This window comes from Bradyrhizobium sp. AZCC 1577 (genome assembly GCF_036924575.1).
In the GTDB taxonomy this organism is placed as follows: domain Bacteria; phylum Pseudomonadota; class Alphaproteobacteria; order Rhizobiales; family Xanthobacteraceae; genus Bradyrhizobium.
The window spans coordinates 5200510-5223180 of sequence record NZ_JAZHRQ010000001.1 but is presented as its reverse complement, the minus strand read 5'-3'; the positions used below and the strand labels follow the sequence as shown (position 1 = coordinate 5223180).

The 22671-nt window shown below is 63.3% G+C and carries 22 protein-coding genes; 15 read left to right on the top strand and 7 right to left on the bottom strand.

Translation table 11 applies throughout. From position 1 onward, the window contains the following. Window positions 1–26: 26 nt before the first annotated feature. The 4 genes from V1278_RS24915 to V1278_RS24900 all read left to right on the top strand — a co-directional run bounded on the left by V1278_RS24915 (window position 27) and on the right by V1278_RS24900 (window position 3702). A complete protein-coding gene (locus tag V1278_RS24915; protein WP_334368413.1) occupies window positions 27–914 on the top strand; it encodes a branched-chain amino acid ABC transporter permease in 888 nt (295 codons plus the stop codon). 1 nt (window position 915) lies between these two features. Continuing rightward, window positions 916–1884 (top strand): branched-chain amino acid ABC transporter permease, encoded by a 969-nt coding sequence (locus V1278_RS24910; RefSeq protein ID WP_334368414.1) that lies wholly within the window; start codon window positions 916–918, stop codon window positions 1882–1884. A gap of 153 nt (window positions 1885–2037) precedes the next feature. Further along, entirely contained in the window at window positions 2038–2682 is a 645-nt protein-coding gene (locus V1278_RS24905; RefSeq protein ID WP_334368415.1) for a DUF47 domain-containing protein, read from the top strand. A gap of 15 nt (window positions 2683–2697) precedes the next feature. Continuing rightward, window positions 2698–3702, top strand: a complete 1005-nt coding sequence (locus V1278_RS24900) for an inorganic phosphate transporter (protein ID WP_334368416.1) — start codon at window positions 2698–2700, stop codon at window positions 3700–3702. Here V1278_RS24900 and sugE read toward each other — a convergent pair. After that, window positions 3694–4017, bottom strand: a complete 324-nt coding sequence (sugE, locus tag V1278_RS24895) for a quaternary ammonium compound efflux SMR transporter SugE (RefSeq protein ID WP_028346535.1) — start codon at window positions 4015–4017, stop codon at window positions 3694–3696. The two genes, V1278_RS24900 and sugE, sit on opposite strands and share 9 nt — an antisense overlap. Before the next feature lie 155 nt (window positions 4018–4172). Here sugE and V1278_RS24890 point away from each other — a divergent pair, with 155 nt between their 5' ends. The 7 genes from V1278_RS24890 to V1278_RS24860 all read left to right on the top strand — a co-directional run bounded on the left by V1278_RS24890 (window position 4173) and on the right by V1278_RS24860 (window position 11170). Then, on the top strand, window positions 4173–5792 hold the full coding sequence (locus V1278_RS24890; RefSeq protein WP_334382497.1) for a peptide chain release factor 3: 1620 nt from the start codon (window positions 4173–4175) through the stop codon (window positions 5790–5792). Window positions 5793–6053: 261 nt separating this feature from the next. Then, window positions 6054–6779 carry a crotonase/enoyl-CoA hydratase family protein gene (locus tag V1278_RS24885; protein ID WP_334382496.1) on the top strand — a complete coding sequence of 242 codons (726 nt, stop codon included), beginning with the start codon at window positions 6054–6056 and terminating at the stop codon, window positions 6777–6779. A 59-nt stretch (window positions 6780–6838) separates the two neighbouring features. Next, on the top strand, window positions 6839–7396 hold the full coding sequence (locus V1278_RS24880; RefSeq protein WP_334368419.1) for a TetR/AcrR family transcriptional regulator: 558 nt from the start codon (window positions 6839–6841) through the stop codon (window positions 7394–7396). Window positions 7397–7468: 72 nt separating this feature from the next. Then, the gene (locus V1278_RS24875) at window positions 7469–8071 is read left to right on the top strand and encodes a hypothetical protein (protein WP_334382495.1); all 603 of its coding nucleotides are present in this window, start codon (window positions 7469–7471) and stop codon (window positions 8069–8071) included. An 84-nt stretch (window positions 8072–8155) separates the two neighbouring features. Beyond that, window positions 8156–8740, top strand: a complete 585-nt coding sequence (locus V1278_RS24870) for an NnrU family protein (protein WP_334368421.1) — start codon at window positions 8156–8158, stop codon at window positions 8738–8740. A gap of 1 nt (window position 8741) precedes the next feature. Continuing rightward, window positions 8742–9563, top strand: a complete 822-nt coding sequence (gene panB / locus V1278_RS24865) for a 3-methyl-2-oxobutanoate hydroxymethyltransferase (RefSeq protein ID WP_334382494.1) — start codon at window positions 8742–8744, stop codon at window positions 9561–9563. Between the two features lie 11 nt (window positions 9564–9574). Further along, window positions 9575–11170, top strand: coding sequence for a class I adenylate-forming enzyme family protein (locus V1278_RS24860; RefSeq protein ID WP_334382493.1), 1596 nt, complete (start codon window positions 9575–9577; stop codon window positions 11168–11170). Here the strand turns inward: V1278_RS24860 and V1278_RS24855 are convergent. Further along, a complete protein-coding gene (locus tag V1278_RS24855; protein WP_334368424.1) occupies window positions 11167–12027 on the bottom strand; it encodes a hypothetical protein in 861 nt (286 codons plus the stop codon). The two genes, V1278_RS24860 and V1278_RS24855, sit on opposite strands and share 4 nt — an antisense overlap. 239 nt (window positions 12028–12266) lie before the next feature. On the opposite strand from V1278_RS24855, the gene V1278_RS24850 reads away from it, so the two are divergent. Genes V1278_RS24850 through V1278_RS24835 form a run of 4 tightly spaced genes read left to right on the top strand, consistent with a single transcriptional unit; the run spans window position 12267 to window position 16147 of the window. Continuing rightward, on the top strand, window positions 12267–12920 hold the full coding sequence (locus V1278_RS24850) for a tetratricopeptide repeat protein (protein WP_334368425.1): 654 nt from the start codon (window positions 12267–12269) through the stop codon (window positions 12918–12920). Between the two features lie 29 nt (window positions 12921–12949). Continuing rightward, window positions 12950–13471: a hypothetical protein gene (locus tag V1278_RS24845; RefSeq protein ID WP_334368426.1), complete on the top strand. Its 522-nt coding sequence runs from the start codon at window positions 12950–12952 to the stop codon at window positions 13469–13471. A 55-nt stretch (window positions 13472–13526) separates the two neighbouring features. Further along, a complete protein-coding gene (der, locus tag V1278_RS24840; protein ID WP_334382492.1) occupies window positions 13527–14909 on the top strand; it encodes a ribosome biogenesis GTPase Der in 1383 nt (460 codons plus the stop codon). Continuing rightward, window positions 14906–16147, top strand: coding sequence for a TCR/Tet family MFS transporter (locus tag V1278_RS24835; protein WP_334368427.1), 1242 nt, complete (start codon window positions 14906–14908; stop codon window positions 16145–16147). Before der ends, V1278_RS24835 begins: the two co-directional genes overlap by 4 nt. Before the next feature lie 82 nt (window positions 16148–16229). Here the strand turns inward: V1278_RS24835 and V1278_RS24830 are convergent, their stop codons facing one another. The 5 genes from V1278_RS24830 to radA form a co-directional block, all read right to left on the bottom strand. Beyond that, window positions 16230–17456 (bottom strand): ABC transporter substrate-binding protein, encoded by a 1227-nt coding sequence (locus V1278_RS24830; RefSeq protein ID WP_334382490.1) that lies wholly within the window; start codon window positions 17454–17456, stop codon window positions 16230–16232. A gap of 384 nt (window positions 17457–17840) precedes the next feature. Beyond that, a complete protein-coding gene (locus tag V1278_RS24825; RefSeq protein WP_334368429.1) occupies window positions 17841–18581 on the bottom strand; it encodes an SDR family NAD(P)-dependent oxidoreductase in 741 nt (246 codons plus the stop codon). A gap of 158 nt (window positions 18582–18739) precedes the next feature. Then, window positions 18740–20245: an amidophosphoribosyltransferase gene (purF, locus tag V1278_RS24820; RefSeq protein ID WP_334369261.1), complete on the bottom strand. Its 1506-nt coding sequence runs from the start codon at window positions 20243–20245 to the stop codon at window positions 18740–18742. Between the two features lie 31 nt (window positions 20246–20276). After that, window positions 20277–20906 carry a CvpA family protein gene (locus V1278_RS24815; RefSeq protein WP_028346521.1) on the bottom strand — a complete coding sequence of 210 codons (630 nt, stop codon included), beginning with the start codon at window positions 20904–20906 and terminating at the stop codon, window positions 20277–20279. Between the two features lie 166 nt (window positions 20907–21072). After that, entirely contained in the window at window positions 21073–22536 is a 1464-nt protein-coding gene (radA, locus tag V1278_RS24810) for a DNA repair protein RadA (protein WP_334382489.1), read from the bottom strand. Between the last annotated feature and the right edge of the window lie 135 nt (window positions 22537–22671).

Genomic DNA, 22671 nt, shown 5'->3' with positions numbered 1-22671 from the left:
TCATAACGAGATTGAGTGCGAAACCGATGCAAGCTCTCTACGCCCAGCTTTTGGTGGGATTGATCAACGGATCATTCTACGCGCTGCTCAGTCTCGGGCTCGCCGTGATCTTCGGCATGCTCAACATCATCAATTTCGCCCATGGCGCGCTCTACATGATGGGCGCGTTCTGCGCATATTTTCTGCTGCATCTCACGGGGATTGGATACTGGTGGGCCCTGATCATCGCGCCGATTGTCGTCGGCATCTTCGGCATGATCCTCGAACGGACCATGCTGCAATGGCTGGCCGGTCTCGACCACCTCTACGGGCTGTTGTTGACGTTCGGCATCGCGCTGATCGTGCAGGGCGTGTTCCAGAATTACTTCGGCTCGTCCGGCCTGCCGTACGCGATTCCTGATTATCCGGAGGTCGGCGGGTTCCGCGGATTACAGGGCGGCATGAATCTCGGATTCATGTTCCTGCCGATCTACCGCGGCTGGGTCGTCGTCTTCTCGCTCGTGGTGTGCCTTGCGACCTGGTTCCTGATCGAGAAGACCCGGCTCGGCGCCAATCTGCGTGCGGCGACTGAAAACCCAACCCTGGTACGCGCATTCGGCATCAACGTGCCGCGGATGATCACGCTGACCTACGGCCTCGGCGTCGGCTTGGCGGCGCTGGCCGGCGTATTGTCCGCGCCGATCAACCAGGTCCGGCCATTGATGGGCGCGGACCTGATCATCGTCGTGTTCGCGGTGGTGGTGATTGGCGGTATGGGATCGATCATGGGATCGATCATCACCGGATTTGCGCTCGGCGTAATCGAGGGACTGACCAAGTATTTTTATCCCGAAGCTTCCAACACCGTGGTGTTCGTCCTGATGGTGCTGGTGTTGCTGCTGAAGCCAACGGGACTGACTGGACGGGCTGCCTGACATGAGCACATTGACTGACGACACACTGCCGATAACGCCGCAAGCGATGCGCGACGAAATGATCGTGTTCGCCGGGATGGCGGTGCTGCTGGGGCTCGTACCCCTGACGGGCATCTATCCGTTCTTCGTGATGCAGGCGCTGTGCTTCGCGCTGCTTGCTTGCGCTTTCAACCTCCTGATCGGCTATGGCGGCCTGCTGTCGTTCGGCCACGCCATGTTTCTGGGGACCGCGGGCTACTGCTCGGCGCATGCGCTCAAGGTCTGGGGTGTAACGCCGGAAGTCGGAATTCTGGTCGGTGTCGCCGGCGCCGCCGCGCTTTCCGTCGTCACCGGCTTCATCTCGATCCGTCGCCAGGGCATCTACTTTTCGATGATCACGCTGGCGCTCTCGCAGCTCCTGTATTTCATCTATCTGCAGGCACCGTTCACGCATGGCGAGGACGGCATCCAGGGTATTCCGCAGGGCTATCTGTTTGGAATATTCAATCTCGCCAAGCCCACGGTGCTTTACTACGTGGTGCTTGCCGGATTCCTCGGCGGCTTCCTCCTGATCTACCGCACCATCAACTCGCCGTTCGGCGAGGTCTTGAAAGCCATTCGCGAAAACGAGCCGCGCGCGATCTCGCTGGGCTACAAGACTGACCAGTACAAGCTGCTCGCTTTCATCCTCTCCGGAACGATTGCGGGCTTTGCGGGTTCGCTGAAGGTGTTCGTGGCGCAGAACGCCTCCCTCACCGACGTGCACTGGACGATGTCGGGTGAAATCGTGCTGATGACGCTGGTCGGCGGCCTCGGCACGGTGTTCGGTCCGGTCGTTGGGGCCTTCGTTATCATTGCCATGCAGCAATATCTGGCCGGCTTCGGCCAATGGGTGACGGTGATCCAGGGCGTCATCTTCGTGGCCTGCGTGTTGACGTTCCGCCGAGGCATCATCGGCGAGATCGCGCATTATTTCCGCCGATCCCTCTAAAAACGGCGGTTTGGGCGCAGTTTTTCGGCTCCACAAAGTGGTGGATGACCCGGTTCCTGGGGCCGGACGTCGCGCGCTTTTCCCTCGAATGATCTATGACAGTTTTGTGACAGCGCGCTCCGCGGCTGTTTCTGAACGACGGAAAAAATACCCATGCTGCGCTGGTTTCGTGCCTTTTTGCCCAAAGAGGAGCGGTTTTTTGACCTATTTGCCCGCCACGCCCAGACGGTCGTGCAGGGCGCGCTGGCGTTGCAGGACATGATGCGCGGCGGCGACGAGACGCCGGTATTCTGCCAGCGAGTCAATCAGTTCGAACACGACGCCGACGGAATCACCCGCGAGGTCCTGACCGCGGTCCGCCGCACCTTCATTACCCCGTTCGACCGCGGCGACATCAAGAATCTGATCACGTCGATGGACGACGCGATCGACCAGATGCAGCAGACCGCGAAGGCGGTGGTGCTGTTCGAGGTCCGAACGTTCGAGCCTCCGATGCGCGAAATAGCCACGCTGTTGGTCGAGTGCGCCAATCTCGTCAGCCGCGCGATCCCGCTGATGCAGTCGATCGGCAACAACGTCGCGATGCTGACCGCCATCACCGAGGAAATCGGAAAGCTGGAGGGCCGTATCGACGATCTTCACGACATCGGCTTGAAGGAACTGTTTCTCAAGCACCGCAACGGCAATTCGATGGACTTCGTCGTCGGCGCCGAGATCTACAAGCATCTCGAAAAAGTATCCGATCGCTTCGACGACGTCGCCAACGAGATCAACTCGATCGTGATCGAACAGGTATAGGGCAGGGCCAATTCAGTGGACGCCACGCTTGGCCTACCGATTCTGATCTTCCTGATCGCGGTCGCACTGCTGTTCGATTTCCTCAACGGCCTGCACGACGCCGCCAATTCGATCGCGACGATCGTGTCGACTCGCGTGCTGCGCCCGCATTATGCGGTGTTCTGGGCGGCTTTCTTCAATTTCATCGCCTTTCTCGTCTTCGGGCTGCATGTCGCCAACACGATCGGCAAGGGGATCATCGAGCCCGACGTCGTCGATGCGGCTGTGATCTTCGCTGCGCTGGTCGGGGCCATTGTCTGGAACCTGATTACCTGGGGGCTCGGCATTCCATCCTCGAGTTCGCACGCGTTGATCGGCGGATTGGTCGGCGCAGGCGTGGCCAAGGCCGGGATTTCCGCGGCGGTCTGGAGCGGCCTGTCAAAAACGCTGCTGGCGATCGTGTTGTCGCCGCTGGTCGGGTTTCTGCTAGCGCTGGTGCTGGTTGCGATCGTGTCCTGGCTGTCGGTGCGCTCGACGCCGTTTGCGGTGGACCGCGCCTTCCGCATCCTGCAATTCGTCTCGGCATCGCTCTATTCGCTCGGCCATGGCGGCAACGACGCGCAAAAGACCATGGGCATCATCGCGGTGCTTTTGTATTCGCAAGGCCACCTCGGGGCGGATTTTGCCATCCCGTTCTGGGTCGTGATTTCCTGCCAGGCGGCGATGGGGCTCGGCACGTTGATGGGGGGCTGGCGGATCGTCCGCACCATGGGATTGCGGATCACGAAATTGACGCCGATGCAGGGCTTTTGCGCCGAAACCGGTGGAGCTGCGACCCTGTTCATGGCGACCTATCTCGGGGTTCCCGTATCCACGACCCACACCATTACTGGCTCCATCGTCGGCGTCGGCGCGGCGCGGCGGGTCTCGGCGGTGCGCTGGAACGTCGCGAGTTCGATCGTGTATGCCTGGGTGATCACCATTCCGGCGTCGGCGATTATCGCGGCGCTGACCTATTGGGCCGTGCTGTTGCTACGCTGATCCGGTGACGAGTTTAAGCCCGACGATGCCGGCCACGATCAGTCCGATGCAGGCGAGGCGGGCGGCGGTCGCGGGTTCGCCGAACAGCGCGATGCCCAGGATGGCCGTTCCGACCGCGCCGATGCCGGTCCATACCGCGTAGGCGGTTCCGATCGGAAGCGCTTTCAAGGCAAGGCCGAGCAGGACGATGCTCCCTGCCATGCAGGCGAGCGTCAGGACGGATGGAACAAGTCGCGTGAAACCCTCGGTATATTTGAGGCCGATCGCCCAACCCACTTCCATGAGACCGGCGACGAACAACACGATCCAGGCCATGACAACCCTCCGAACCAGGCAGGGTCGTCCCCGCGGATGAGCTGCAAAATTGGAAGGCCGTCCTTCCGCTGCCGATATGGGACTGGCCAGGAGCCCTCGCAACCACCAAATGAGGCTTGATCAGCGCGGTTTTCCCTGCCAAACGCTCGAGCCTCATGTCCGACATTGCCGTTACAGCCGAATCGCCGTCCCGCTCGCCGCTATCAGATGAAGTCGCGCGGCGGCGCACATTTGCGATCATCTCCCATCCGGACGCCGGCAAAACCACGCTGACCGAGAAGCTCCTGCTGTTCGGCGGCGCCATCAATCTGGCAGGGCAGGTCAAGGCCAAGGGCGAGCGGCGCAATACCCGTTCCGACTGGATGAAGATCGAGCGCGAGCGCGGCATCTCGGTCGTGACCTCGGTGATGACCTTCGAATTCCAGGACCTCGTCTTCAACCTCTTGGACACGCCCGGCCACGAAGACTTCTCGGAAGACACCTACCGGACGCTGACCGCGGTCGATTCCGCCGTCATGGTGATCGACGCCGCCAAGGGCATCGAGGCGCGGACGCGAAAGCTGTTCGAGGTGTGTCGGCTGCGCGACATTCCGATCATCACCTTCATCAACAAGATGGACCGCGAGAGCCGCGACACGTTCGAACTGCTGGACGAGATCGAAAAGACGCTGGCGCTCGACACCACCCCGATGACCTGGCCGGTCGGTCGCGGCCGCGACTTCCTCGGCACCTACGACGTCGCCAACGGCGGCGTGCGCCTGCTCGAAGGCGGCGGCGCCAAGACCGGCGCGACCGAGCAGATCGATATCGCCGATCTTGCCGGCCGCAACCCCAATCTCGACGTCGCCGAGATCAAGGACGAACTCGCGCTGGTGTCGGAAGCCTGCAAGCCGTTCGAGCTGGACGCGTTTCGCGAGGGCCATCTGACGCCGGTCTATTTCGGCAGCGCGCTGCGCAATTTCGGCGTCGGCGACTTGCTGGAAGGTCTTGGCAAGTTTGCGCCGGCGCCGCGGGCGCAGGACAGCAATTTGCGCAAGGTCGAAGCAGCCGAGCCGCGCATGAGCGCCTTCGTGTTCAAGATCCAGGCCAATATGGATCCGAACCACCGCGACCGCATCGCGTTCGCACGGCTGTGCTCCGGCAAGCTCAGCCGCGGCATGAAAGCGAAGCTGGTGCGGACCGGCAAAAACATGTCGCTGTCGTCGCCGCAGTTCTTCTTCGCGCAGGATCGCTCGGTGGCCGATGAGGCGTTTGCCGGCGACGTCGTCGGCATTCCGAACCACGGTACCTTGCGGATCGGCGATACGCTGACGGAAGGCGAGGACATCACCTTCGTCGGCGTTCCGAGTTTTGCGCCGGAAATCGTCCGCCGCGTGCGGTTGACGGATGCAATGAAGGCCAAGAAGCTGAAAGAGGCGCTGCAGCAGATGTCGGAAGAGGGCGTGGTGCAGGTGTTCCGGCCCCGCGACGGCGCACCGGCGCTGGTCGGCGTCGTCGGTCCGCTGCAGCTCGACGTGCTGAAGGCACGGCTCGACGCGGAATATTCGCTGCCGGTGGAATTCGAAGTCTCGGAATTCCAGCTCGCGCGCTGGGTCTCGTCCGACGACCGCAAGAAGTTAGAGGCCTTCATCGCGGCCAACGGCTCGGGCATCGCCGACGACGTCGACGGCGATCCCGTGTTCATGGCCAAGAACGAGTTTTACCTGGGCTATACCAGGGAGCGCGCCGAAGGGATCACGTTCTCCAACGTCAAGGACGTGAAGAAGAAGGCGTAAGCGGCCACCCTTCCTGCACCAATCTCCGCTGTCGTCCTCCACGAAAGCGGGGGACCCAGTACGCCGCGGCTTATCCGTAAATAACTGACGTCTCTTGAATACTGGATCGTCCGGTCGAGCCGGACGATGACAGTTGGGCTGGTTGCTTGCTCACTCATGCATCCAGTGGATGCCTGCATGCAGCCTTGATAAGCCTCTTGTGCCGCTGCCTCGCCTCCGGAAGTATCCACTGGATGCTTTTTTGGAAAAGGGAGACCGCCCATGACTGATCTCGCAACCTATTCCCGTTCCGGCCCGTTCGGCACCGTCGTGATCGACGATGGCAAGGCCAATGTGATGTCGCTTGCCATGCTCAACGCCCTGCATGTGGCCTTCGATCAGGCGGAAAAGGACAAGACGGTGGTGATCCTGAAGGCCCGCGGCAAGCATTTTTCAGGAGGATTCGACCTCAACGTCTTCGCCAAAGGCAGCGCCCAGGACCAATATCTGATGGTGAAAGCGGGCGCGGAACTGGCCTTGCGCATCCTCTCGTTCCCGACGCCGGTGGTGGCGGCATGCCAGGGTAATGCCTATCCGATGGGGGCTTTCCTGATCATGTCCAGCGACCACCGGATTGCCGCCGAGGGCGACTACCGGATCGGCATGAACGAGGTCGCGATCGGGCTCACCGTGCCGCGTTTTGCAATCGAAATCGCACGGCAGCGGCTGACGCCAGCCTATTTCAGCAGGGCAGTGATGACCGGGGAGATGTTCGGCCCCATGGAGGCCGTCACCGCCGGCTTCTTTGACCGCGTCGTCCCGGCGGATGCGCTGGAGCGCAGCGCCGAGGAGACCGCACAGGCGCTCGCCACGCTCAACATGGCCGCCCATGCCGCCACCAAGGCGCGGGCGCGCGGGGCGGTGATCAAGATGATCCGCGCCATGATCGACGAGGACATTACGCCGCAGTACGGCGAGGACCGCGTTGCCAAACAGGCATCGGCCTGACGGAAAGCTTCGGCCGCCTGGCAGTGGCGTCGCGTCTCATGCCTTTGTATGAAGGGAGCATGACCGCAAAGCCGCGCCGGGCGACCTATCGCCATGGCAATCTGAAATCCGAAGCGCTGAAGGCCGCCACCCGTTTGGTGGCCGCGGCCGGCCATGAGCAATTGAGCCTGCGCGAGGTCGCGGAGGCCGTCGGCGTCGCGCATCGATCGCTGTACAATCATTTCGCTGACCGCGAAGCGCTGCTCGACGCGGTTGCGGCCGAGGCCTACACGAGGCTCGCCGCCATCCTCGTCAAGGCAGAGACGCCACAGGACTACACCGCGAAATATGTCCGCTTCGCGCTTGCCAACCGCGGGCTGTACGCCCTGATGACGAGCCGCCCGCACGCCACCATGAAGCACAATCCGCCGCTGCAGGCCGCGGTTCACAAGGTCATCGCCCAGGCCATGCGGGTATTCTGCCAGGATATCGGGAGCCCGGCCGAGCGTCGCCGCGCGGTGATGAAGGTCTACATTACGCTCTATGGTGGCATCTCGCTCTATACCGCCGGCGTCCTCGATCAGCCCAGCGAGAAAGCCCTGATTGCGGAACTGTCCGCGATGAACGCAGGGATGTGAACACCGTCCGCCTTGATACGGGACGAAGCGCGCATCAGCTTAGTCGGGTCGCCTCTTAGGACTTAGGGCCGCATGTTCCGGTGCATCATCGTCTGCCTGATCACCACATTCGTCGGGATGAGCGCCGGCGACGCCCAGTCGCGGCGCCAGATCGACGCCACGCCATTTTCGCACGCGCCCTGCAGCGTGCTCGACGGCCAACCGTGCACGCCGTCATTTTGCAGCGTGTTCAACGAAGGTCCCTGTATTCCCGAGATCGATTATCCGTACGGCCAGAATCTGCAACTCACGATCGAAAGCGTGCCTCCACAGGATCAGGCCGCGAAATACCGGAAGCCGGATCATGATCTCGATACGATCGGCGACCTCTTTGCGGCGTTGCGCTCCTGTTGGTCGCCACCACCTTCCGACATCGCGCGTCAGGGCATGCAGATGTCGGTTCGGTTCAGCTTCAAGCGCTCGGGTGAGATCATCGCTACGCCCCGCGTGACCTATGCCACGGCAGGCGTTCCGGCCGACACCCGCGCTACCTATCTCAACGCGATCAATGCGTCGCTGGCGGCCTGTACGCCGCTGAAGTTTACCGGCGGGCTTGGCGGCGCGCTTGCCGGGCGGCCGATCGCGATCCGCTACGTCGACAACCGCGATCTAGGCAAGCAGGCGGAGAAGCCGTAACGGCCGCGTGGCACATTGCGCACCAAGCCCTTAAGATGATACCCGGATAATCCGGAAAACCAGCCGCGCAACGGGAGGCACGTCATGGGACTGCTGGTGTTGATCCTGGGCCTGATCCTGTTCTTCGGCGTCCACACGCTTACCACGCAACGCAAGCTGCGCGCGCAGGTGATCTCCGCGACGGGCGAGAGCGGCTACAAGATCGGCTATGCGCTGGCTTCGATCGCTGGTCTGGCGCTGATCATCTGGGGCTTTGCGCTTTATCGCCGAACGGGCTGGATCGACCTCTGGAACCCGCCAGTGGCGCTCAAGCACATCACGACGGCGCTGATGCTGCCCGCGGTTATCATGGTTGTCGCGTCCTACATCCGCGGCCGGATCTATACGACGCTGAAACATCCGATGTTGACGGGCATCAAGCTGTGGGCGGCGGCGCATCTGCTCGCCAATGGCGATCTCGGCTCGATCCTCCTGTTCGGCTCGTTTCTCGCGTGGGCGGTGTATGATCGCATTTCGCTGAAATATCGTTCCGACGCCGGCGCCCCGCCGATTCCCGTCGGCGGTCCCGGCAACGATTTGATCGCGATCGCGGTCGGTCTCGTCGCCTATCTGGCGCTCGCCTTCGCGTTCCATCCTGTCGTGATCGGCGTTCCCGTCATTGGAGCCTAACATGTCCGTGCAATCTGCCATCAAGCGCAAAACGGCGCCGGATATCCGTGCGCGCAAGAACGGCGAGCCGATCGTGATGCTGACGTCCTACCACGCGCATACCGCGGCGCTGGTGGATCGGCACTGCGACGTCATTCTGGTCGGCGATTCCCTCGGCAACGTCATGCACGGTTTCGAGACCACGGTGCCGGTGACGCTCGACATGATGATCCTGCAGGGCCATGCGGTGATGCGCGGCTCGAAGCATGCCCTCGTCGTGGTGGACATGCCGTTCGGCTCCTATGAGGCCTCGAAGGAGCAGGCGTTTCATTCCGCGGTGCGGATATTGAAGGAGACCCATTGCGGCGCGGTGAAGCTCGAAGGCGGCGTGCGCATGGCGGAAACGGTAGCGTTCCTGTCCGAGCGCGGCGTGCCGGTCATGGGCCACATCGGACTGACGCCGCAATCGATCAACACGCTCGGCTCGTTTCGCGCGCAGGGCCGCGACGAGGGCAGTTGGGATCCGATCCTGAACGACGCCCAGGCGATCTCGGACGCCGGTGCGTTTTCAGTCGTGGTCGAAGCGGTCGCCGAGCCGCTGGCGCGCAAGATCACGGAAACCATCGCCATTCCGACCATCGGCATCGGCGCCAGCGCGGCCTGCGACGGCCAGGTACTGGTGCTCGAGGACATGCTGGGCCTGTCGCCGCGGACGCCGAAATTCGTGCGCCGCTATGGCGATCTCGGCCCCGCGATCGAAGCGGCGATCCAAGGCTACGCCAGCGACGTGCGCTCGCGCGCTTTCCCGGGACCCGAGCACGTCTACGAGATGAAGAAGAGCTGACGGGGCGCGCGATGGATTGGTCGCAGCACTCCATTCCGGCGATGCGGCTCGAGCCGCGCTTTGGCGATCGGATGGTCCCGGTCTTTTGCGACCGGCCCAAGAGCATTCCGGCGATGGTGGCCGAAGCGGTTGCGACCAACCCGGACGGCGAGGCGCTGGTCTGCGGCGCCACGCGAATGACATGGCGCGAGGTCGCACAGCAATCGGCGCAAATCGCAGCAGGATTTCAAAGACTCGGCCTGCAGCGCGGCGACCGCGTCGCGCTGCTGCTCGGCAACAGAATCGAATTCGTGCTGACGATGCTGGGTGCGGCCCATGCCGGTCTGGTGACGGTGCTGCTTTCGATCCGCCAGCAAAAGCCCGAGATCGCCTATGTGCTCACCGATTGCGGCGCAAAGCTCCTGATCCACGAGGCGGCCTTGGCCGATCGTGTGCCCGATGCGAGCGATATTCCCGATGTGATGCGCCGGATTGTTGTCGACGACGACCCGCGAGTTTCGCGCTTTTCCGAACTGGCTGACAACGCGCCGCTGGCCGCACCAATCGAGGTCGGCGAAGAGGACACTGCCATGATCCTCTATACGTCGGGCACCACGGGGCGGCCAAAGGGCGCGATGCTCGCCCATTGCACCATCATTCATTCGGCCATGGTGTTCGTATCATGCATGAAGCTTACCGAAGCGGACCGCTCGATCGCCGCCGTGCCGCTCGGGCACGTCACGGGCGTGGTCGCCAACGTCATGACCATGGTCCGTTGCGCAGGCGCGCTGATCATCATGGCGGAGTTCAAGGCGGCGGAATATTTGAAGCTCGCCGCGCGCGAGCGCGTCACCTACACCGTGATGGTGCCGGCGATGTACAATCTCTGCCTGCTGCAGCCGGATTTCGACAGCTACGATCTGTCGAGCTGGCGGATCGGCGGCTTTGGCGGTGCGCCGATGCCGATCGCCACCATTGAGAAACTCGATGCCAAGATTCCCGGCCTGAAGCTGATGAATTGCTACGGCGCGACTGAGACCACGTCGCCCTCGACCATGATGCCGGGCGAATTGACCGCCAGCCACATCGACAGCGTCGGCTTGCCCTGTCCCGGCGCGCAGATCGTCGTGATGGATGCCGGGGGCCGCGAACTGCCGCGCGGCGAGATCGGCGAAATCTGGATTCACGGTGGGTCCGTCATCAAGGGCTACTGGAACAATCCGAAGGCGACGGCGGAGAGTTTTACGGCCGGCTTCTGGCATTCCGGCGATCTCGGCTCGATCGACGAAGAGAATTTCGTGCGCGTGTTCGATCGTCAGAAGGACATGATCAATCGCGGCGGGCTCAAGATCTATTCCGCCGAGGTCGAGTCGGTGCTTTCAGGCCATCCCGACGTGGTCGAGAGCGCAATCATCGCAAAACCGTGCCCGGTGCTAGGCGAGCGCGTGCATGCCGTCGTCGTGACGCGGAATGCCGTCAGCGGCGAAGCGCTGCGCGCCTGGTGCGCCGAGCGGCTGTCGGACTACAAGGTGCCGGAAACCATGGATCTGCGGACGGACCCGTTGCCGCGCAATGCCAACGGCAAGGTGATGAAGCGGCAGCTCCGCGACGCTTTCACGGCGGCTTAGAGCTTCGGCGCGCTGCCTTTGGGCATCGCGCTCTCGCTTGGCCCGGCGGCGAGCGCGGCACTGTCGATCGCGGCGGCGCTGACGAGCTGCTTGACGTCCAGCAGGGTGAATTGGGCGATACCGACGCGGTCGGCCAGCGTGCCCGGAACGAGCTGAACACTCAACACGCCGTCGCAGTTCGCGCCCTTCGCCTCGGTGAGCATGGCGCCCGGTTCCTTGGCTTTGGTCTGGGCGCGCTTGACGACCGCCACGCAACTGCCGCGCACGGTGTCGCCGTTGAGCTTGACGGCGGCCCTAGGGTCGAGCGGCTTGTCGATCGCTTCGAGCGCAGTCGCTTCCTTGTACTTGCCGCCGACCGACATGATCGAGCCCTTGCGATAGATGTAGTACAGATGCTGGTCGCCGACGATGGTCGGCACGCCGTATTTGCCCATGATCTCCTTGATCATGTCCGCCTTCGACGGCTGCTGGTCCGGTGCGAAGGTCAGGTTGCGGGCGACGAAATAGGCGCGGTTGGCGCTCGCGGGCGAGGAGAAGCTGGTCGAGAGCATCTCGCCGTTCTGTTTCGAACCGGCAGGAAGGCTGAAATTCAAGGCGGAGACATAGCTGGCGCCGCCGAACTTCTGCTGCTGGATGTCGGTCTTGGTGTCGGTCCGGCCCTTGAACAGCGAATCAAAAATGGCGCGGGCGGATTCGGCGTTCGATTCGGTCGAGATACCCAAAATGTCGGGGCGCAGCTTGCCCGAGAATGCCGTCTCGGGCGCCTTCGGCTTGAAGTCCTCGGCCAGTGACGCTGCGGCCGCCAGGGGTACCAGGCCGAAGGCAAGCAGCATCGAAACCAGCGCGTGGCGAGGCATGAAACACCTGAAAAAGTACGGATCGACAATGGAAGCGGCCGGGATTACGCCAAACTTTGAACCGCGATGTCAACATTGCCGGCCGATTTCGGAGGCGGTTGGGAGCCGCTGTTAACGCTTTGATCCGCCTCGCTTTGCCTTGCCACCGCCATATCGATAGGCTACGCCCCGGCCATGCGGGATCGGGCGTGCGATACTGCCGCCGAAGCTGCGGTTCCCCGGGGATGGGATATCTTTAAGTGTCTGAATTATTTGATGAAGTAGACGAGGAGGTCCGTCGCGAGCAGCTCAAAAGGCTGTGGGACCGGTATTCGCTTCTGATCATCGCCGGCCTGATTTTGATCATCGCCGCCGTCGGCGGCTGGCGTGGCTACCAGTATCTGGAGTCCAAGAAGGCGGCCGAGGCAGGGGCGGCGTTCGACAAGGCGGTCGAGCTTTCGGAAGCCAACAAGCACGCCGAGGCCGAAGCCGCGTTCGCCGATCTCGTTGCGAAGGCGCCGTTCGGCTACCGCGTGCTGGCACGGTTGCGCATGGCGGCGGAAGTCGCCAACCGCGATCCGCAGGCCGCGGCAAAGCTGTTCGACGAGATTGCCGCTGACCGCAGCGTCGGTGTCGCAGAGCAGGATCTCGCGCGGATTCGCGCGGCCCAGTTGCTGCTGGAAAGCACCAGCTATCCCAACATGAAAGACCGCCTCGAAGCCGCTGCTGCGCCGGGCGCCACGTTCCGCCATACCGCGCGCGAATTGCTGGCGCTATCGGCTTGGCGCGCCAATGATGCCGGAGCGACGCGGCAATGGCTGGATATGATCGCCAATGACGGTGAGACGCCACCGAGCCTGCGCTCGCGTGCCGAAGCGCTACAGGCCTTGCTGCCGCCGGTCGCCAAGAGCTGACGGAGAACGAGTTGAGTGGGAAACCGACCATGCGCCGCCCGCAACGTTTGATCGCAGCCGCCATTCTCGTCGCGCTTTCCGGCGCGCTGGCAGGCTGCGGCGGTGGCGGTTTGGGCAATTTCGATCCCACCGACATGCTCGACTTCCTCGACACCAAGAAGAAATTGCCCGGTGAGCGCAAGCCGGTGTTTCCCGAAGGTGTGCCGGGTCTTGAGCAGGGCGTGCCGAAGGATCTCTATAGGGGCGCCAACCAACAGGTTGATGACCCGAATGCGCAGGCTGCCGCTGCGGCTCCTCCACCGGAAGAGCCGAAATCGAAGCGTGGCGCGAAATCCAAGGGCAAGCAGGCTGCCGCACCAGCCGCTGCGGACCCCGCCGTCGCGCCCGAGGAAGAGGGCAGCACCGCCGCTGCGCCGCCGGCGCCCAAGCCGGCCAAGATCGTGCGCAAGCGCACCACGGCTCCACCGCCCGATCAATCGGCCGCGCCCGCGCAATCCTCACAACAATCGGCTTTCCCGGCTCCGATGCCGAGCGGTAGTTTCTCGCGCTAATTTGTCGCTTTCGTTCGATTGACACGCCCTTCAGAAACGGGCGTTTGGATCATTTATGTCCTTTACGATCGCCATCATCGGCCGACCCAACGTCGGCAAGTCGACGCTGTTCAACCGGCTGGTCGGGCAGAAGCTCGCGCTGGTGGACGACGAGCCCGGCGTCACCCGCGATCGCCGCGAGGGAAGCGCGCGTCTCGGCGATCTCGAATTCACCGTGATCGATACCGCCGGCCTCGACGAGGGCGCCAAGGGCTCGCTCACGGCACGAATGCAGGAGCAGACCGAAGCCGCGATCGGCCTGGCCGATGCGCTGATGTTCGTGATCGACGCCCGTGCGGGCCTGACGCCGAACGATCGCGCCTTTGCCGATTTCGCGCGCCGCGCCAACAAGCCGGTGGTGCTGGTCGCCAACAAGAGCGAGGGCAAGCACGGCGAAATCGGCGCGATGGAATCCTACGCGCTGGGGCTCGGCGATCCCGTGCAGATTTCGGCCGAGCATGGCGAGGGCTTGAGCGATCTCTACGACGCGCTCGCCGCACTGATGCCGGAGCCGGCTGAAGAGCGGGAAGAGTTCGACGACGACGATATCGTATCGGACGAGGATCTCGCCCAGCGTCCGATCCGCGTCGCCATCGTCGGCCGTCCCAATGCCGGCAAGTCGACGCTGATCAATCATCTGCTCGGCGAGGAGCGGCTGTTGACCAGCGCCGAGGCCGGCACCACGCGCGATTCCATTTCGGTGGAGATCACCTGGCAGGGACGCGATTTCCGCGTATTCGATACTGCGGGCTTAAGGCGGCGCTCGCGGATCGAGGAGAAGCTGGAAAAATTGTCGGTGGCGGACGCGCTGCGCGCCGTGCGCTTTGCCGAAGTCGTCGTGATGATGATGGATGCGCAGAACCGGTTCGAGGAACAGGATTTGCGCATCGCCGATCTGATCGAGCGCGAGGGGCGGGCGATCGTGCTCGCGGTCAACAAGTGGGATTTGATGGAGCGCAAGCCGCATCTGATTTCGGCGCTACGCAGCGGTGCCGATCACTGGTTGCCGCAGGTGAAAGGTGTCCCCATCGTCGCCGTGTCCGGCTTGCTGGGCGAGGGCATCGATCGCCTGATGACCGCAATCCAGGATGCCTACGCAGTCTGGAACAAGCGCGTGCCTACGGCCGCGCTCAATCGCTGGTTCGAGCAGGCAGTCGATGCCAACCCGCCGCCCGCAGTGTCAGGCCGCCGGCTGAAGCTGAACTACATCACGCAGACCAAGGGGCGCCCGCCGAGCTTCGTGCTGTTCTGCTCGCGCGCGGACGCCGTGCCGCAATCCTACTTGCGCTATCTCACCAACAGCCTGCGCGAGGCTTTTGACCTGCCGGGCACGCCGATCCGCATCACGCTGCGCGAAAAGGCCAATCCGTTCGCGCATAAGCGCAAGCGGCCCTCATAAGCGAACAGGCGTCCACCGCTGCTGCCGACGATAAGCCGCCGGTGCGCAGTGGCGCGGCGGCCTTTATCTTCGTCACCATCCTGCTCGACATGCTCGCGCTCGGCCTGATCCTGCCGATCCTGCCCAAGATCGTGGAGAGTTTTGTCGACAACGACACCGCGACGGCGGCGCGGATCTTCGGCCTGTTCGGCACCGCCTGGGCGCTGATGCAGTTCCTGTTCTCGCCGATCCTTGGCGCGCTCTCGGACCGGTTCGGCCGCCGGCCGGTGGTACTGCTATCGAATTTCGGGCTGGCGCTGGATTACGTGTTGATGGCGCTGGCGCCGTCGCTGACCTGGCTGTTTATCGGGCGGGTGATCTCAGGCATCACCTCGGCCAGCATTTCCACGGCCTTTGCCTATATCGCCGATGTGACGCCGCCGGAACGGCGTGCCGCGGTGTTCGGCAAGATTGGCGCGGCGTTCGGCGCCGGATTCATTCTCGGCCCCGCCATCGGCGGCCTGCTCGGCGGCATGGATCCGCGTCTGCCGTTCTGGGTCGCGGCGGGCCTGAGCTTTGCGAACGCGCTATATGGCTGGCTGATCCTCCCCGAGTCGCTGCCGCGGGATCGGCGCGCGCCGTTCCACTGGAAGAGCGCCAGTCCGCTCGGCGCATTGCATCTGTTGCGCTCGAACCGGATTCTCGCTGGCCTGTCGCTGGCGAATTTCTTTGGCCAGGTCGCGCATGTGGTGCTGCCTTCCACCTTCGTGCTCTACGCCACCTATCGGTATGGCTGGGACACGACAACGGTGGGGCTCACGCTGGCTCTGGTTGGCGTGTGCGCCATGGTGGTGCAGGGTGCGGGCGTCGGGCCGATCGTCACGCGTCTTGGCGAGCGCAGCGCGCTGCTGCTCGGGCTCGCTAGCGGCGGGCTGGGATTCTTCATCTATGGCGCGGCGCCGACCGGGCTGTTGTTCTGGACCGGCATTCCCGTTATGGCGCTGTGGGGCGTGGCAGGCGCGGCGATCCAGGCCCTGACGACGCAGCTCGTTGCGCCGGATCAGCAGGGCCAGTTGCAGGGCGCGACCAACAGCGTCAACAGCATCGCCCAGATGGCGGGACCGTTCCTGTTCACGCTGACCTTTGCCTATTTCATCAGCGACCAGGCGCCGGTGAAATTGCCGGGCGCGCCGTTCCTGCTGGCGGCAGCACTGTTGGGGCTCGCGCTGTTGATTGCGTGGCGCACGCTGAAAAAGTAGGGTGGGTTAGCCGAAGGCGTAACCCACCGCTCGCTTGCGTGAAAAGAGGTGGGTTACGCTTCGCTAACCCACCCTACAATTCTTACTTCTTTACCAGCGGGCACTCGCTGGCTTCGAGCGGCTTGGCGGCGTCTTCCGCCGAGATCGTGGCGATCTGCTTGTAGTAATCCCACGGCCCCTTCGACTCTTCCGGCTTCTTCACCTCGAACAGATAGGCCGGAATGAGACGGCGGCCGTCGGCGCGCAGCGGGCCCTTGCCGAACAGTGGATCATCGGTCGGCAATTCCTTCATCTTGGCGACGATCTTGGCGCCGTCATGCGGATTGCCGCCCATCGCGTCGAGCGTCTTGAGATAGTGCAGCACCACTGCATAAACCCCCGCCACCGTCATCGAGGGCATCGTGCCTTTCGGTGATACTTTCTGGAAGCGCTTGGACCATTCGCGCGTCTTGTCGTTCAGGTCCCAGTAAAACGATTCCGTGAACGTCAGACCTTGCGCAGTCTTCAAGCCCAACGAGTGAACGTCGTTAATGAAGAGCAGGAGCGCCGCAAGCTTCTGACCGCTCGCAACGATGCCGAATTCGGAAGCCTGCTTGATCGCATTGGTGGTGTCGCCGCCAGCGTTGGCAAGGCCAACCACCTTTGCCTTCGAGGACTGCGCCTGCAACAGGAACGACGAGAAGTCCGACGTATTCAGTGGATGCCTGACTCCGCCCAGCACCTTGCCACCGCTGGCGGTGACGACCGCCGAGGTGTCGCGTTCCAGCGCATGTCCGAACGCGTAGTCTGCGGTCAGGAAGAACCAGCTATCGCCACCGGCCTTGGTCAGCGCCTTGCCGGTTCCGTTGGCCAGCATGTAGGTGTCGTAGGTAAAGGAAATCGTGTTCGGCGTGCAGGCCTTGCCGGTGAGATCGGCTGTGGCTGCGCCCGAATTGAGCAGGACGACGTTCTTGTCCTTGACGAGGTTGCTTACCGCGAGCGCGACGCCGGAGTTTGGCGTGTCGGCGATGACGTCGACCTTGTCGTTGTCGATCCACTGCCTGGCGATGTTGACGCCGACGTCGGGCTTGTTCTGGTGATCGCCACTGACCAGATCGATCTTCCAACCCTTGGCGGCGAGGCCGGAATCGTCAATCGCCATCTTCGCTGCAGCCACCGAATTGGGGCCGCCAATGTCGGCATAGAGGCTCGACATGTCATTCAGCACGCCGATCTTGACGGTCTTGTCCTGGGCCAGTGCTGGCGTCGCCAGGGCGAGTGCGGCAAGCGCCACGGAAGCGGCGAAGCGCCGCGCAATTCCAGTCGTCATGGTATTCCTCCAGAAATGTTGTTCGCCGGCTCTCTTTTCGGAACCTGCCAGCGGCTTTGCGATAGTCCTTCTCGGAACCGCGGGCAAGGCACCTATCGTAGCGCGCCCGACGTCAGCTCGGGCCAGATCTCACACCGCACCGTTGCCCCGGGTATTCTTTCCGTAAAACCATTCCTTAACGAAGGTTCCATCTTTTCTGAACAACTGGATGCGGTCGTTCATGCGATCGCAGACAAAGAGCAACCCGTCATTGGCGAGTTTCACGCAATGCACGGGGGATGGCGAATTCATGTCTCAACAAGCGGCGAAATGGATTGCTTTCCACATCGCCAAAGCTCCGGCGGACAAGTCGCTGTGCTTACAATGAGAGAGCTCGTAATAAGCTCAAGCCGGCGGATGAAAACTCATCAGTGTGCGGGTCTTGTAGTCATAGAGCTTGCCGGTCTCGGTCCATTCCGGCGCACACATCGGCACGATGAATTCAGCCGCCTGTTCCGGCGTATCTAGCGTCATCGGGTCTTCGCCGGGAAAGACGCTGGCGCGCATCCGGGTGCGGATCGGGCCGGGGCTGAACAGGTTGACGCGCAGCTTCGTGCTTGCGGTCTCGTTGGCCCAGGAGCGCACCAGCGTGTCCAGCGCCGCCTTCGAGGCCGCGTAGGGCCCCTGATAGGCGTTCGCCTTGCTGGCGGCGCCCGAAGTGACGAAGACGGCGCGGCCGGCGTCCGAGACCTTGAGCAGCGGATCCATGCAGCGGATGAGCTGGAAGTTAGCAGTCACGTTTACTGCGAACACGTCGTTCCAGGGCTTCAGCTCGATATGCCCGAGCGGCGAGGAGGGGCCGGCGACCCCGGCATTGCCGACGAGAATGTCGAGCTTGCCGTGGCGTTCATGCAGCGCCGCGCCGAGCCGAGCGATGCCGTCGAAATCGGTGAGGTTGAGCGGCACCAGCGTGGCGCTGCCGCCGTCTTTGCGGATCTCGTCATCGAGTTCCTCAAGGCCGCCTTGTGTGCGCGCGACGGCAATGATGTGCGCGCCGGCCTTTGCCAGCGCGAGCGCCGCGGCATAGCCGATGCCGCGTGAGGCGCCGGTGACGAGCGCAATGCGGGAGGCGAGGGGTTTGGTCATTGAACTAGCTCGATCATCGTCGTCCCTGCGAAAGCAGGGACCCATACGCCGCGGCGCTCATGAGGTGAGGAGGTGTCAATAACTAATGGCATCCGGAAAAACGAAGGCCTGTGGTTATGGGTCCCTGCTTTTCGCAGGGACGACACCGTTGGGTGTTCTCAGCTCGCCTCTGCCAAGAGCGAGAGCTGGCGCGGCTGCGGTTCGACCTGGGTCTGGTCGGTGAGGTGCGTCGGATAGGCACCCGTGAAGCAATGGTCGGAGAATTTGGGATTGGCGGGGTCGCGCCCCGGTTCGCCCATGGCGCGGTACAGGCCGTCGATCGACAGGAACGCCAGCGAATCCGCGCCGATGATGTCGCGCATCTCTTCCAGCGTATGGGTGGCCGCGAGAAGCCCGCCGCGGTCCGGCAGGTCGATGCCGTAATAGTCGGGATAGAGGATCGGCGGCGAAGCGAGCCGGAAATGCACCTCGCGCGCACCGGCGTCGCGCATCATGCGCACGATCTTCTTCGACGTGGTGCCGCGCACCAGTGAATCGTCGATCAGGATGATCCGCTTGCCTTCGATCGCGGCGCGATTGGCCGAATGCTTCATGCGCACGCCGAGCTCGCGCACGCTCTGCGTCGGCTGGATGAAGGTGCGGCCGACATAGTGGTTGCGGATGATGCCGAGTTCGAACGGCACGCCGGAATGCTGGCTGTAGCCGACCGCCGCCGGCACGCCGGAATCAGGCACCGGCACCACGACGTCGACCTCGACATGGCTTTCGCGGGCGAGCTGCGCGCCGAAGGCCTTTCGGACCTCATAGACCGAACGGCCGCCGACGATCGAATCCGGCCGTGAGAAGTAGATGTACTCGAAAATGCAGGGCCGCGGCGGTTTCGGTGGAAACGGCTTGTGGCTGTGGGCGCCCTCTTCGTCGAACACGACGATTTCGCCGGGCTCGACATCGCGCACATATTTCGCGCCGATCATGTCAAGCGCGCAGGTCTCCGAAGTCAGGATCGGACAGCCGTCGAGATCACCCAGCACCAGCGGACGGATACCGAGCGGATCGCGTGCGCCGACCAGCTTCTTGTTGGTCAGCGATACCAGCGAATAGGCGCCTTCGATGGCGCGCAGCGCCTCGATAAAGCGGTCGATGAAGCGGCTGCGTTTGGACTGCGCGACCAGGTGCAGGATCACTTCGGTGTCCGTGGTCGACTGCATCATGGCGCCGTTCTTCACCAGTTCGCGGCGCAGCGTCAGCCCGTTGGTGAGATTGCCATTATGGCCGACCGCAAAACCGCCGGCATTGAGCTCGGCGAACAGCGGCTGCACGTTGCGCAGGATGGTCGCGCCGGTCGTGGAATAGCGGACATGGCCGACCGCTACGATGCCGGGCAGGCGCTCGATCACCTCGCGGCGGGAGAAGGTATCGCCGACGAGGCCAAGGCGGCGTTCGGAATGGAAACGGCTGCCGTCGAAGGAGACAATGCCGGCGGCTTCCTGGCCGCGATGCTGGAGGGCGTGTAGTCCGAGCGCCGTGATGGCAGCGGCTTCCGGGTGGCCGAAGATGCCGAACACGCCGCATTCCTCGCGTAGCGTGTCGCCTTCGAGATCGTCCTGCAACTCGATGCCAGGATTTAGATCGAGTTGCCCGGCGGGATCGGAAGGGTTTTGCATCGCGTCCATCGCCTCTCTATTTTGGCCAGAATTAGCGGCCCGCGGGTTTTTCGATCAGCTTTTTAAGGCTGTCGCGGGCAGGTTTGCTGTAGCCATCGCCGGATGCAGGGGCTGCCTGGTCGGCGTCAGTTTGATCGTCTTCCGGTTTATTCTTCTTGAATCTCTTTAAAATGGTGTTCTCGGGGTCGTCAGGCAAGAGCGACATTAACCACTGCCCGGTTCCATCCAGCACTGTTCGAGACTTCGCGTTGGTGATCCAGTCCGGCCGCTGCTTGTCCGGGACCAGCCAGCTAAAGAACAGGAAGGCGACCACCACGATCAAAAGGCCGCGGCCGAGCCCGAACAGGAAGCCGAGGGTGCGATCCAGCGCGCCAATCCGGGAATCCAGGATCATGTCCGAAATCCGCACCGTGATCACGGAAACGACGATCAGGGTGCCGATGAAGGTGCCGGCCACCACCGCCACGGCTGCCACCGTATCATTGTTGAAATAGGCCTTGGCGGTCGGCAGCAGCTTCGAGAAGGCATACAGCGTCACCAGCGCCGCCGCGCCCCAGGCCGCGATCGACAGGATTTCGCGCATGAAGCCGCGCACCATGGCGAGCAGGCCCGAAATCAGCATCACTCCGAGCAGGACGAGATCGAGTATCGTTATCGGCATCGGCTGGTCAGGTCCGCTCGTAAGTCCTTTAGGCAGCGAATCGGCGGCTCAGGGTCGCCCCCAAGTGAGGGGCAGACGGCGTATCCCGCAAGGCCGGAAATCGTGCCATCCCGCCCGCCTTTCGCGCGCGTTGTATAGCGGCGAGGGGCGGGCGCGTCACGCCGCTTTAGCTGTTTTCACGACGGAATCGCGCTGGTGTGGCATTTTTCTCTGCCGCACCCTCGCGACTGGTGTCGCGGTTGCCTCTCGGGCTGCCGCGCGCCGCGATTTCAGCCACCAGGCTGGTTAGTCCGCCGATGCTGTTCAGCGCAAGCCCGCCATCGCCGCCGACCTCGCCGCGCGCCGATTCGGGCAGAACAGCGCGGCCAAAGCCCAGTTTCGCGGCCTCCTTCAATCGGGCGGAGGTCTGCGCCACCGGCCGGACCGCGCCCGAGAGCGAAATCTCGCCGAAATAGACTGCGTCTGTCGGTAACGGCGCGTTCACCAACGACGACACCAGGGCGGCGGCCGCCGCGAGGTCAGCCGCGGGCTCCTGGATCCGCAGGCCCCCCGCCACGTTCAGATAAACGTCGTAGCCGGACAGTTTGACCCCGCAATGGGCCTCGAGCACCGCCAGCACCATCGACAGCCGGCTTGGATCCCAACCCACCACGGCCCGCCGGGGGGTACCGAGCGTGGTCGGCGCCACCAATGCCTGCAATTCCAACAGCACGGGGCGGGTGCCTTCGATCCCGGCGAAAACCGCGGTTCCCGGGCTGCCCAGATCGCGCTCCGAGAGGAACAATTCCGAGGGGTTGGAGACCTCGCGAAGGCCGAGCCCAGTCATCTCGAACACGCCGATTTCATCGGTCGGGCCAAAACGATTCTTCATCGCGCGCAAAATGCGGAAATGCTGCGAGCCTTCGCCCTCGAACGACAGTACCGCGTCGACCATGTGCTCGACCACGCGGGGGCCCGCGATTTGGCCGTCCTTGGTGACGTGTCCGACCAAGATGATCGCAGCACCGGTTTTCTTGGCGAAACGAATGAGCGCCTGTGCCGAGGCGCGGACCTGCGTCACCGTTCCCGGCGCCGACTCCACCGTGTCGGTCCACATGGTCTGGATCGAATCGATCACGATCAGGCGCGGCACCGCGCCTTCCGACAGCGTCGAGACGATGTCCTCGACCGAGGTTTCGGCGGCGAGCTGCACCGGCGCGTCGGCCAAGCCCAGCCGCTCGGCGCGCAGCCGCACCTGCGCCACGGCCTCTTCGCCCGATATATAGACCGCGCGGTGGCCTGCGCGGGCCAGCATGCTGGTAGCCTGCGTGAGCAGCGTTGACTTTCCGATGCCGGGATCGCCGCCGACCAACAGCACCGAGCCGCGGACAAAACCGCCGCCGGTGACACGATCGAGCTCGGTCATCCCGGAAGGCAGGCGAGGGGCGTCATTGCTCTTGCCGGTGAGGCTTTCCAGCGCAAACGTCCGGCCCTTGCGCCGCGAGCGGACCGAGACCGGCATCGAGGTCGCGCCGGTGGTGTCTTCCTCGGCAAGCGTGTTCCACTCGCCGCAGGAATCGCACTTGCCCTGCCAGCGGTTATACGCCGCGCCACAGTTCTGGCAGACGAAGGAGAGGGTGGATTTGGCCATAGAGGGGTGAGTCGCTGTCCTGGTCGAGTGGGCGATGCGTAATAGCATGTCTAAGGTCGTGCGGGGCATGATACTATGCTGCAACACGCTCGTGTCGAACGCGGAATGGAGCTTTTGGCGAAGACGCAACGGCCG